We start from the raw sequence: 12,447 nt of genomic DNA on the forward strand, positions 1-12,447 counted from the left end.
AGTGTGTTAAATTTTATAAAATAGTATTCGGGATGCATAATGAAAAAAACAAATGTTTTTTTTGGTGATTTTACAACGAAAATAATGCTAGCATTTTCAGATATTTTCTTCTTTAATGTGTCAGTATACCTTTCTTATTTTATTCTTTACAGGTTATTTGACGGGTTAGATAATTACATACCTCAAGATGAGTTTTCTATTCGCTCTATTGCTCAGTTTGTTATATCGGTAGTATGTGTTCTTTGGTTCTGGACAAGGCTCAGACACTATACATATAGAAAACCATTCTGGTTTGAGCTCAAGGAGGTCATCAGAACGCTAGTGATTTTTGCTGTTCTTGATTTGGCTCTTGTGGCTTTTTCTAAGTGGAACTTCTCACGTTCAGTTTGGTTATCTTCTTGGTTGTTGATAATTATCTTAGTGCCACTAGGGAGAGCATTAACCAAAAAAATCCTTAACAAAATGAATTTGTGGAAAAAACAAACAATTATTATTGGTTCGGGAAAAAATGCCTTTGAAGCCTATGCGGCATTGCAAAGCGAAGAGGTCCTGGGCTTTGAGGTTGTGGCCTTTGTTTGTACGGATCAGCCTTGCGAAGATAATTATTTTGGTATCCCAGTTATTAATTCGGAAGAAGAACTTTGGCATTATGTCAATGTTGATAGTACTCAATTTATCGTCGCACTTGAATTTGAACAGCACATGCAACGTGACTGGTGGCTTAAGAATCTGGCTAAGCATAACTGTCGGTCGGTTTCTGTTATTCCAACTCTCCGTGGTGTTCCTCTTTATGGTACTGATATGTCGTTTATTTTCAGTCATGAAGTAATGATTCTTCGAGTGAGCAATAATTTAGCAAAGCGTTCTTCTCGTTTCATTAAACGCACATTCGACATTATTGGTTCTGCTCTTATTTTGATCGCACTTTCTCCTGTGCTTGGTTTTTTAGCTTACAAAGTTTCAAGAGATGGGGGGCGCCCTATCTATGGACATGAACGAGTGGGGCACAATGGAAAGAAATTTAAGTGTTTGAAATTCAGGTCTATGGTTATAAATTCGCAGGAAGTGCTTGCCGAGTTATTAGCACGAGATCCCGAAGCAAGGGATGAGTGGAATAAAGACTTTAAATTGAAGAACGATCCGCGTATTACAAAGATTGGCGCCTTTATTAGAAAAACGAGCCTTGATGAGTTGCCGCAATTATGGAACGTGCTGCGTGGGGAAATGAGTTTGGTTGGTCCAAGACCTGTTGTTGAAAAAGAATTGGAACGTTATGCAGGTGATGTCGACTACTACTTGATGGCAAAACCCGGAATGACAGGGTTGTGGCAGGTTAGTGGTCGCAATGATATTGATTATGATACGCGTGTGTATTTTGATGCGTGGTATGTTAAAAATTGGGCGCTTTGGAATGATATTGCGATTCTATTTAAAACTATAGGTGTCGTGTTAAAGCGTGATGGAGCATACTAACTTCGTAGTAGTTTATTTTATGGGAATGGACAATGAGAGTCGCACTAGATAGTCGATTTATGCAAAAGGTTAGCCAGGGTACTGGAACATATACAATAGAATTAGCTAATAATTTAGTTTCTTGCATGAATCGAGATGATAGACTATTGCTTTTGGCAGACGATCCAGCAGTTGTTTTAACCAAGCAAACCGGGCAACCTTTCTTAAAGGACTACCGAGTGGAAATAAAGAAGTTGGTGTCGGGTTGGACGCCAATGAACCTGCTTGGTGGTTTTGCACTTGCTGAATGGCGTAACAAACTCGACGTCTTGCATACAAATTATTTATCACCGTTGATTACAACCAAAAAAACGAAGCATATTGTGACAGTGCATGATGTTATGTTTCGTACACATAAACAGTATTTCAATCCTAAGTTGACTAAGGGATTGGAAATTTTCACTCCTGCCAGTTTGAAAAAGGCAGACCATATTATTGCAGTTTCTCATTATACGAGAGATGAGATAATAAATAATTTCGGAGTCAATGAAGAAAAAATTACGGTTGTTCATGAAGCTGCAAGTGAGCAGTTTCATATAAAGGATAAAACGAAGTCTCACGATGTAATTACTGCTCTTGGTGTGACTAAACCTTATTTTCTTTTTGTCGGACGATTTGCTGCGATAAAAAATATTGATAATGTTATTGCTGCATTTGAGAGACTTGCAGATTCTGAAGTGCAGTTGGTTTTAGTTGGAGGGTTTGATCCTGCATTCCCGAACAAGCCCTTAGAAAACAAAATATTCAATAACCCAGATAGAATAAAAATTCTTCAGGGCATATCAAATGAAGAGTTGGTGCATTTATATAATAATACACTCTGCCTTGTATTTCCTAGCTTTGCCGAAGGGTTTGGTCTACCGATTCTGGAAGCGATGTCTTGCGGTGCTCCTGTCATCACATCAACAGAAGGCTCTTGCCCAGAAATAGCTGGTGACGCAGCATTATTGGTTGACCCAAATGATTTATCTCAGTTGGTTGTAGCAATGGAAAGTATTTTTCGTGATATTCAGCTACGAAATTCATTGTCAGAGAAAGGGTTAAAAAGAGCTGATACTTTCAGTTGGCAGCGCTGCGCAGCAGATACTTATTCTGTTTATGAAAATATCATAGGAAAATTTTGACATGAAAGTTATCACGGCTATCGGCAACGACTTTGACTCGCTATGCGATCGGTTGTCTAAAGAAATAATTAAAGAATTTTCCCCTGATGTTATTATTGGTGTTGCCACTGGCGGACGTTATGTCGCCGAAAGAATTGAGAAGAATATTAATGTGCCACTCGTTATAATAAAGAGGCAACGAAATTTAACAAAGAAAAAGTCTAAACTCAGATTGGATTCACTTTTACCTTTCTTGCCAAGATCTGTCAATGATCTGTTGAGAATAGCTGAAATAAAATTCAACGAACGAAAATTCAGTAAGTCAGGGCGGATATTATCAGTTGGTTCTGTAGTCCATATCTCTGGGGACTTGGAGCACTTACGAGGTGGGAAGAGAATTCTAATTGTTGATGATGCCGTTGACAGTGGTGGTACTTTTATTGATTGCATTAATTTTTTGCAGCCATTTCTTTCAGAGAACTCGGTTGTTAAAACTGCAGCGTTAAATGTTACATTTGATGAACCTGCTTTTATTCCTGATTTCTATCTCTATAAGGGGTATCTTATTCGTTATCCTTGGGCTAGCGATGTTAGGAGGAAAAGTTGAAGTCTGTATATGATCTTGATGGAACTCTTGTGTCATTCAACACATTTAAAGTATGGGTTATTCTTTCTTTTGTTACTTCTATTTTTTTTCTTAGATGGTTTTTTTTAACTTCTGTTGTTAAATTTGCGGTATATAGAATGACTGGGAGAATGAACCGCCTCGGATTTAAGGTGGCTTTATTAAAAATTCAGAGTCGTACAAAATTTTGGCCTTATGTTGGTAAAATATATGGAAAGGTGTTGGCTCGGCATTATCTTCGTCAGGATTTGCTCGCTCTCGGGGATAATACTATCAAATGTTTAGCGACTGCGGCACCTGATATTTATGCCTCTCCTTTCTCCCTGGAGGTTAATCGCTTTGATGTCACGATCTGTGCCCACTTTACCCACTCTGGTGAGTTTATTGAGACATTAAATGAGATTAAATTAAAATTTGTTCGTGAGCAATTCTCAGGTCAGCCTGATCTTTTTTTTACAGATCATTATGATGACATTCCGCTGGCTATGGTCGCTAAATTCACCTATATTGTTTCTCCATCAAAAATATCTGAACGACTATTTTCAGAGGCTCTTGATGTAGAATGCTATGCAATTATATAAAAATACATTGCTATGTATTAAATGAAAAAAGCGAGGCTATATATAGCCTCGCTTTTTTCATTTAATGGTTCTGGTTTGTAGACATACTGTATTACCTTGGTAAATAACTAGGATCAGTGTGTCCCGTACTTTTCACAGGAATAGCAGGTGCTACATTAGAGATAGGGTAGCCCTTGCCCGATGACGGATGGATATTGCGCTGGCGGAATGGATAGATACGGTACTTAAAACGGAGATACTTGCTTGGCAGACATGAAGGCATTGTGCAAGTAGGGAAAATAGTCGGGAAGTCGACGAGTATCTATAACATACGGCGACCATATCTGTTGCTATAATAAAAACGCCCGACGAGGTTCATCGGGCGTTATAGGCACTGAAAAGTGCCAACCTATATCAGAACTACGCCCATCTATATAGAAGTAGAATTCAAATTTACTGATTGCTAAATGTTATTATGGGCGTGTCTGCGCTAACTGATGGTGGATTTTTCTGTGCCGCATCTTCAATGACAAGTGCAGTGATTTTCTGAGGCGATTGATTGTCGCTGGTCATTAGTGGCATAATTTTGCTCATCGTTGAATTTCCCCCTTCCTGATTATAATTTCTTTTCCAAGTGACTCGAGCCTCTCTCTTTCCATTACTGAAGATTAAATTCACTTTGCCATCGCTTGTTACATTATAATTTTTAATCGTATAGTTTTTTATCAAGTCGGCAATTTTCCCATAAGATTCCATAGCAGGCTTCTTACTCTCATTCTTATTGAGCAATCCAAATCTGTGCTCTATATTTTTGCTGTTATCGCCATCATCGCTTAAATCATACCACCACACTCCTTTTATATACCCCCTGGATTTTGCAAGGAGTGTATATTTAACTATGTATTGGGCGACATAGTCTTCGCTGTATCCGAATTTTCCTGTACTGGTTGGCACTCCAATTTCTGTAATGTAAATAGGGACTTCCTTGCCTGCGAGTCTCTTCAATTCTGCTTGGTATTCATCTATCTTCTCAATATTTCCGTCCGGAGTATTGAGCGATTTATCAGTAGATTTAAAGCTATATGGGTGTATTGATATGCCATCTATATAATTCAGCATGCCAAGTTTTATCAAGTCATTCGACCATTTTTGTCCATAGCTTACTAAGGGATTAAATGAACCGGCAATAACAATAGCGTCAGGATTGGCTCTCTTTATTGCTATGGATGCTTGTTGTATCAGCTTGAAATATATCTGAACAGGAGGGGGGGTTGGTGATTTATTATGAGTGCCTGTTCCCGACATCCATTCATTCCAGATCTCGTAATACTTGACTTTTCCTTTAAATCTCTTTGCAGTCCAATATGCATAGTTTGCGTAAGCGGCGATAGCTTCATCATTACTCGCATACCCACCTTTATCGTATAAATCATTACCGTAGGCTAAAACTGCGATGGGGTTCATTCCATAGTTTTCTTTTGATATTAAAAAAGACGTGTCTACTCGATTGATTTTTGAAATTGTTTGATAAACGCCTTTTTGCTGCTCAATTAGTGCCCAGAGATAATCATCACGAAATGAATTGAAACCATAGTTATTAATCAACTCTAGATAGTGATCTTGTTCTTCAGGGTACCAGCGCAAGTGCGTATTAATACCCATCTCGAAGGCGTAACTGTTTTGAATAGATATAGTCGAAAACATTACAGTTAGTGCTACTTTTATGAGGGTTGCTTTTCTTTGTCGTAACAGCATTTGCCTTGTCCTTCTAGGTTTTTGTTAACTAATTTTCTGATTTTACAATTTATTGTGATTTTCAAAAGTAAATGAGACTATTCCTATTTTTTGGTTTTCATCTCCTGAACTGAAAAGGTTTCGGGACATAACATAACAGGATAAACATGTTCTCCCTTGACATCATTGAGTTTAGATACTTTCTTTGTAGGTATCTACTTCTTTGACTGCAGGAGGACTGTAGGAATGTAAAACTTTGCAACCAATTGATTTTTTTCTTTTTTATTTCTTTTTGTTGTTTGTTATTCAGCAGCAAATTGCTGTCTGTAACGTTTTTGAATGGCTTCTCTAGGAGAATACATATGTCATCTCTTGTCTCACAGCAGGCTAGTGCTGCACTTTATTATGCAGTATTAGGAAAAGCAGCATCCTCGGCAACGTACGATAGTGCCGGGCAGTTTATCGAAAATGGAGCAACCTCAGCACAGTATGTAGCTCAACTTCTCTCTTCCAGCGCAGGTAAGGCTCTGTATAATGGGAAAAGTATCAGCGATATCGTTAGTGCGGTATATACTAATGTCTATGGTGCCGCACCTGATGCTGGTGTTTTAGCGGGGTTACTCGCCGGAGGACAACCCGTCGCAAGCATTGTGGGGGGATTAGTTGATGGTTTATTACATTATAATGGGTTTGATGCAACAATCCTTTCCCAGCAAAATGCGTTTGATAATAAAATCGACGCGGTGTTATACCCATCAGCAAATCCTGCCGCTATAGCCGGGAGTGGGGCCGCTGATGCTTTGGCAATTTATTATGTTCTCGGCTCTGTACAATCAGCTGCCGGGGTGAACTATTGGGGGGCAGCAATTAACGATGGCTCGAGAACTTTCGCTTTCGCCGCTCAGAGTTTTGTCAATGAACGTAGTTATATTAACACGTTAAATAATCAGGATTTTATTACTAGGCTTTTTGAGCAAGGCTTTAAGCGTCCACCAGATAGTTCGGAGTTAAACACTTACTTGGCTGAATTGCAGGGTGGCGCAACTCGAGGCGAAGTCATTGTTAATTTCATAAATTCGCTGCGTGGAACCGTTAGTAGTTCAGATGCTGCCGCAAAAGAAGCATTTTCTGTGGCGACAAAGGTCTATGCTGCTGGGGAATTGCCTGACCTTAAATTCCAAGAGCAGGCATCTGCTGTATTTTGGGCGATACCGGAGCGAGGTATTGATGCGGTTGGGTTGGATAGCTGGAGTAAGCATTTAGCATCTGGTGCGACATACACCAATTTTATTACCAGCGCATTAGCTTCTAGCGAATTCCAGCGCAAAGGTGCGCAATTATCTGGCGATGATTTTATCCAGCATGTATATACCGCAGTTCATGGTGCTGCTGCTACGGCTGCACAGCTTGCACTTTATAGTGGGCTTTCATCTAAGGCATTGATTACTCAGGCTATTATTAACGACCTGCGGAACTCAACGGCTACAGATAATATTACCGTAACCCAACAGCATGCTTTCGAATATGACATCGGTACCAGCCTGTTGTACAAAACCGCTGCGTCTCTGACGGCAACGGCCGCCGGCGGCAACGCGACGGGCACCGTCAACACCGGCGCATCTCACCAAATCAGCAACGCCGAAACTGCTGTACTGACGAATGTTCAACTGAACGCCAACGCCGCCAGCCTGGTCAACCTGAAGTTCGCCGATCACCTGGCTAACCTGACCATCAACGGCACCAGCGCTGCAACGGTTAACCTGTCTGATAACGGCGTCAACCCTGGCGTGGCGGTGACTGTCAACAACGGCAACGTCATTCTGAACGCCAGCTCCGGTTCAGACAACGTGGTCGTGACTTCGACGGCTAACATCGCGACCGGTACCGCGCAGTTTAATCTCGGCGCCGGCAACGACAGCCTGCACTGGGCGGGTAACGCGGTTTCCGGCGGTGCGAACACCGTTGCCAATACCGTCAAGGCTGACGGCGGCACCGGCACGGATTCCATCTCTGCCAACTTCATCACCAAAACCGTCGTGACCAACCAGAACGCCTTGGGCGTTCGTACCAGCACCGTGACCAGCAACGCCAACAACTTCTCGAACTTCGAGAAGATCGACCTGACTGGCTATATCGGTAAGTCTGTTGGTACGCTGATTACGACACCGCTGATTGGTTCACCGACCACCACTAGCGTCACTACGCCAACCAATACCTTTGACTTTGGCCTGACCAACGGCACATCTACGGTGGAAGGCACCACGGGCGGCACGGTTACGCAGAACGCGGCGGCCACCAACCTGGGCTCACAAGGTTTTGTGATCTCCGGTCTGGCTAACGTCAACGTCATTAACGCCGCCGGTGGCAACGCCGCGCAGTTGGAAGTGAAAGGGGACGCGACTTCCGCCAGTACGCTGAACTTCACCTTCGTGCAGAACGCCACCGATCATTTCAATATCAACTTTGATGCGGTGAGTTCTTCCAATGTGAATGCCGGCGCCATTACCCTTAACAGCAGCAGCAGCGCCTTGTTGGGCACCGCTCTGACCACGGTGAACGTGGCCTCAGGCGGTACCGGCAGCTTTGACAACATTCTGTCACTGGCCGGCACCAATGCGCAGGTTCAGACCATCAACGTGACCGGTGATCACGCGCTGGATCTGACGTTGGGCAGCGGTTTCAGCAACGTGCGTGATATCAATGCGTCCACCAACACCGGGGGTCTGAATCTCGACTCCAGCCATGGCGGTACCGGTGACGGTATCATCGTTCAATTGCTGAACATTCTGCCGCTGAGCGTCATTACCACCAACCTGTTGGCGCCGGTGTTGACGGCGTTGGGCCTGAACGGTTACCAGATGACCGTAGAAGGCTCCAGTGCTGCCGATACCCTGGGCGTGATTGGCAACACCACGCTGACCGGTGGCGCAGGTGCCAACACCTATGACATCAAGGCGAGTAACACGCAGGCGGGTGTGACCATCAAGGACTTTAATAGCCTCAAGGACTCGATTGTCGACGTGAACCATGGCGGCCTGACTATTTCCGATGACGCCAGCGGCACTGCGGTAGCGAACTACGGTACGCGCTCTGCCGACACGTTGGATGCGTTGTTGGGGACACTGGTGGGCGGTTTGACCAACGGCGTTATCGGCCTGTTGGGTGGTATCTTGGGTCTGGATAGCAGCAACTCGCTGACGGCGAAAGTGGGTGTGGCATCCGTTGTATTCAGCGGTGGCGGCAACACTGCAAGCTCGTATGTAATTATCGACAACAACGATAACCACACGCTGGACCTCAACGATACCGTGGTATACCTGACAGGGCAAAACCACCAGCAATTGGTGGATACTCTGCACTACGCGTAAGGATGAATTCCAGTGGGTTATAATGCCCATTGAAACTGTTAGTCAATCAATAATACGGGGTGTGTAAACACCCCGTATTCTTTGAAAATTGTGAACTACGTCATTATCTCTAATTTATTCCCTTTCGTACTAAACTCGCGTTGCCCTGTCTACTATTTACCTCACTGTTTTCATTTGTTTTTTTCTGTAGTTCGTGAGGCGATTTTTTTTGCTTACGGCCTTGCTGATATCCACTTTCTCTACCTATAGTTAGAAAAAGTATCTGCAGTCTCGAGCATGTCTGGGGTGGGGGTTCTTTAGGATTTATTTTATTTTTCCCTTTTTAGGATTTTCCTTATAAGAGTCCAATGCGGATTTTGACTGACAGTGCACATGATGTAAGGGCAGAAAGTGAATCAATTTATACCGCGCAATGAAATTGCGGATGTTATACGGACTCGCAGTAAGGTTTTTTGGACCGTTGGCATATTTACCGCATTTATTAATTTATTAATGCTAGTTCCTTCTATCTATATGCTCCAGGTTTACGACCGGGTGCTTCCTTCGCGTAATGAAATCACGCTGTTGATGCTGACGCTGATCATGCTGGGCATGTTCGGCATGATGTCGCTGTTGGAATACGTGCGCAGCATGGTGGTGATCCGTATCGGCAGTCAGCTGGATATGCGTCTCAACACGCGAGTCTACACTGCGGCCTACGAGGCGAATCTGAAAAACGGTTCTTCTGACGCCGGCCAGATGCTGAGCGACTTGACCAATCTGCGCCAATTCCTCACCGGCAGCGCGCTGTTCGCCTTCTTTGATGCACCGTGGTTTCCGATCTATCTGTTGGTGATATTCCTCTTTAACCCTTGGTTGGGGCTGTTCGCCCTGGTCGGTGCACTGTTGTTGATCGCATTGGCGGTGATCAACGAAATGGTGTCGAAAAAGCCGCTGGCGGAAGCCAGCAAGCTGTCGATTATGTCCGGTACGTTGGCCAGCACCAATCTGCGAAATGCCGAAGTGATCGAGGCTTTAGGGATGTTGCCTAACCTGAAACGCCGGTGGTTCGGTCTGCACCAGCGATTCTTGAACAGCCAACGCATCGCCAGCGAACGCGCATCGCGGGTCACGTCGATCACCAAGTTTGTGCGCATGTCGCTGCAATCACTGGTGTTGGGGCTGGGGGGGTGGCTGGCTATCGATGGGCACATCACGCCCGGTATGATGATTGCCGGCTCCATTCTGATGGGGCGAACGCTGGCGCCGATTGAGCAGGTTATTAACGTCTGGAAGAGCTACAGCGCGGCGAAGCTTTCTTATGGCCGGTTGGTCAAGCTGCTGGAAACGCACCCGCAACGTGGTACCGGTATGTCCTTGCCGCGTCCGGAAGGGGTGCTTGCCGTAGAAGGCGTCACCGCTACGCCGCCGGGATCCAAAGGCGATGCGGTATTGCATAACGTGAGTTTTGCCATTCAGCCTGGTGACGTGCTGGGGATCATTGGCCCGAGCGCGTCGGGGAAATCGACGCTGGCTCGTTTGCTGGTCGGCATTTGGCCGGTCAGTGAAGGGATTGTTCGGTTGGATAATGCTGACATCTATCAGTGGAACAAGGATGAGTTGGGGCCGTATATCGGCTATCTGCCGCAGGACATTGAGCTGTTTGCCGGGACTATCGCCGAGAATATCGCTCGCTTTAACGAGATCGACTCAGAGAAGGTCATTGAAGCCGCTAAGTTGGCCGGTGTGCATGAGCTGATTCTGCGCTTCCCCAATGGCTATGATTCGGTTATTGGCAGCGGAGGCGCCGGGCTTTCCGGCGGTCAGAAACAGCGTATCGGTTTGGCGCGTGCGCTGTATGGCGATCCCTCTCTTATCGTGCTGGATGAACCCAACTCCAATCTGGACGATGCCGGCGAGCGGGCGTTGAACCAGGCCATTACGTTCCTTAAACAGCGGAATAAGACGGTGATCCTGATTACGCACCGCACCAATCTGCTGGCGATGACCAACAAGCTGTTGCTGCTGGTTAACGGGAACGTCAATGCGTTTGGCCCAACGCAGCAGGTGCTGCAGGCCTTGGCGAATGCGCAAAAAGCGCAGGTGCCTACGCAGGCGGTGCGTGCGGTGAACTCCGAGCCGGATGAAGGCGATATTCCTAAAACTCAAATTAATTAAGCCGTGAACTGGCCTGGCGGCGCCGTTGCGCCGCCGGCAGTCAAAGGAGTTGGTATGTCTACGCATATTGGCGAGCCGAATGACTCGTACTCAGAACAGATCCCGCTGGATGAGCGCCGTTATACCCGTCTCGGGTGGTTGGCGCTGGGTGTGGGCGTGTTCGGTTTCTTGGCCTGGGCGGCGTTTGCACCTTTGGACAAAGGGGTCGCGTCGCCGGGATCGGTAACCGTTTCCGGCAACCGTAAAACGGTGCAGGCACCGGCCAGCGGCATCATCAAAAATATCGTGGTGAAAGACGGCGACAAGGTGAAAGCCGGCGAAGTCCTGGTGCAGTTGAGCCAGGTGCAGGCACAGGCGCAGGTCGATTCGCTGCGCGATCAGTATTACACCACGCTGGCGACCGAAGGGCGCTTGCTGGCTGAACGGGACGGTCTGAGCAAGGTCACTTTTTCCCCTGTTTTCGCTCAGGTTAAAGATCAGCCGCGCGTCGCGGAGATCATTGCGCTGCAGACGCAGCTGTTCGCCTCCCGTCGCCAAGGGCTGCAAAGTGAAATTGACGGTTATAAGCAGTCGATGGACGGGATCCGTTTCCAATTGAAAGGCCTGCAGGACTCTCGCGCCAACAAACAGATCCAGCTCTCCAGCCTGCGTGAGCAGATGAACAGCATGAAACAGCTGGCGGCGGACGGTTACCTGCCGCGCAACCGCTATCTGGAAATTCAGCGCCAGTTCGCCGAGGTGAACAGCAGTATCGATGAAACCGTCGGGCGGATTGGCCAACTGCAAAAGCAGCTGCAGGAATCTCAGCAACGCATCGATCAGCGCTTCGCCGACTATCAGCGCGAGGTCAGAACGCAGCTGGCACAAACCCAAATGGACGCCAGCGAGTTCCGCAATAAGCTGCAAATGGCCGATTTCGATCTGGGCAACACCGCCATCACCTCACCGGTGGACGGCACCGTGGTCGGATTGAATATCTTCACTCAGGGGGGCGTCGTGGGAGCGGGTGACCACCTGATGGACGTGGTACCCAGCCAGGCGACATTGGTGGTGGATTCTCGCCTCAAAGTTGACCTGATCGATAAGGTGTACAACGGGTTGCCGGTGGATCTGATGTTTACCGCCTTCAACCAAAACAAAACCCCGAAAATTCCGGGAACGGTCACGCTGGTTTCCGCCGATCGTCTGGTCGACAAAACCAATGGCGAACCTTACTACCAGATGCAGGTCACGGTCTCGCCGGAGGGCATGAAAATGCTCAGTGGCGAGGACATCAAGCCGGGGATGCCGGTGGAGGTGTTCGTGAAAACGGGGTCACGCTCGCTGCTGAGCTATCTGTTTAAACCTATTTTGGATCGCGCTCATACTTCATTAACCGAGGAATAATT

General features: G+C 46.2%; 8 protein-coding genes. 7 read left to right on the plus strand and 1 reads right to left on the minus strand.

Annotated elements, in window-relative coordinates:
* The first annotated feature begins 39 nt into the window (after nucleotides 1-39).
* Genes wbaP through ACJ8J5_RS09295 form a run of 4 tightly spaced genes read left to right on the plus strand, consistent with a single transcriptional unit; the run spans nucleotide 40 to nucleotide 3,821 of the window.
* Entirely contained in the window at nucleotides 40-1,473 is a 1,434-nt protein-coding gene (gene wbaP / locus ACJ8J5_RS09280) for an undecaprenyl-phosphate galactose phosphotransferase WbaP (RefSeq protein ID WP_173890488.1), read from the plus strand.
* A 32-nt stretch (nucleotides 1,474-1,505) separates the two neighbouring features.
* Nucleotides 1,506-2,636 carry a glycosyltransferase family 4 protein gene (locus ACJ8J5_RS09285; RefSeq protein WP_173890490.1) on the plus strand — a complete coding sequence of 377 codons (1,131 nt, stop codon included), beginning with the start codon at nucleotides 1,506-1,508 and terminating at the stop codon, nucleotides 2,634-2,636.
* A gap of 1 nt (nucleotide 2,637) precedes the next feature.
* On the plus strand, nucleotides 2,638-3,222 hold the full coding sequence (locus ACJ8J5_RS09290) for a phosphoribosyltransferase (protein ID WP_173890492.1): 585 nt from the start codon (nucleotides 2,638-2,640) through the stop codon (nucleotides 3,220-3,222).
* Nucleotides 3,219-3,821, plus strand: coding sequence for an HAD family hydrolase (locus tag ACJ8J5_RS09295; RefSeq protein WP_126178843.1), 603 nt, complete (start codon nucleotides 3,219-3,221; stop codon nucleotides 3,819-3,821). The genes ACJ8J5_RS09290 and ACJ8J5_RS09295 overlap by 4 nt, the downstream gene beginning before the upstream one ends.
* 432 nt (nucleotides 3,822-4,253) lie before the next feature.
* On the opposite strand, the gene ACJ8J5_RS09300 is transcribed toward ACJ8J5_RS09295, so the two are convergent.
* The gene (locus ACJ8J5_RS09300) at nucleotides 4,254-5,555 is read right to left on the minus strand and encodes a cellulase family glycosylhydrolase (RefSeq protein ID WP_173890494.1); all 1,302 of its coding nucleotides are present in this window, start codon (nucleotides 5,553-5,555) and stop codon (nucleotides 4,254-4,256) included.
* A gap of 341 nt (nucleotides 5,556-5,896) precedes the next feature.
* Here ACJ8J5_RS09300 and ACJ8J5_RS09305 point away from each other — a divergent pair, with 341 nt between their 5' ends.
* From ACJ8J5_RS09305 to ACJ8J5_RS09315, 3 genes are all read left to right on the plus strand, one after another.
* Nucleotides 5,897-8,902, plus strand: a complete 3,006-nt coding sequence (locus tag ACJ8J5_RS09305; RefSeq protein WP_414104561.1) for a DUF4214 domain-containing protein — start codon at nucleotides 5,897-5,899, stop codon at nucleotides 8,900-8,902.
* 390 nt (nucleotides 8,903-9,292) lie between these two features.
* Nucleotides 9,293-11,059, plus strand: a complete 1,767-nt coding sequence (locus tag ACJ8J5_RS09310) for a type I secretion system permease/ATPase (RefSeq protein WP_414104562.1) — start codon at nucleotides 9,293-9,295, stop codon at nucleotides 11,057-11,059.
* 54 nt (nucleotides 11,060-11,113) lie between these two features.
* A complete protein-coding gene (locus ACJ8J5_RS09315; RefSeq protein ID WP_038881050.1) occupies nucleotides 11,114-12,445 on the plus strand; it encodes an HlyD family type I secretion periplasmic adaptor subunit in 1,332 nt (443 codons plus the stop codon).
* Nucleotides 12,446-12,447: the final 2 nt, after the last annotated feature.

Source organism: Serratia sp. CY43202 (genome assembly GCF_052168755.1).
In the GTDB taxonomy this organism is placed as follows: domain Bacteria; phylum Pseudomonadota; class Gammaproteobacteria; order Enterobacterales; family Enterobacteriaceae; genus Serratia; species Serratia bockelmannii.

Bases quoted from the DNA above. Each gene is read 5' to 3' on its own strand.
- ACJ8J5_RS09305 (WP_414104561.1), top strand. From the start codon at position 5,897: ATGTCATCTCTTGTCTCACAGCAGGCTAGTGCTGCACTTTATTATGCA.
- ACJ8J5_RS09315 (WP_038881050.1), top strand. From the start codon at position 11,114: ATGTCTACGCATATTGGCGAGCCGAATGACTCGTACTCAGAACAGATC.
- ACJ8J5_RS09300 (WP_173890494.1), bottom strand. From the start codon at position 5,555: ATGCTGTTACGACAAAGAAAAGCAACCCTCATAAAAGTAGCACTAACT.
- ACJ8J5_RS09285 (WP_173890490.1), top strand. From the start codon at position 1,506: ATGAGAGTCGCACTAGATAGTCGATTTATGCAAAAGGTTAGCCAGGGT.
- wbaP (WP_173890488.1), top strand. From the start codon at position 40: ATGAAAAAAACAAATGTTTTTTTTGGTGATTTTACAACGAAAATAATG.
- ACJ8J5_RS09290 (WP_173890492.1), top strand. From the start codon at position 2,638: ATGAAAGTTATCACGGCTATCGGCAACGACTTTGACTCGCTATGCGAT.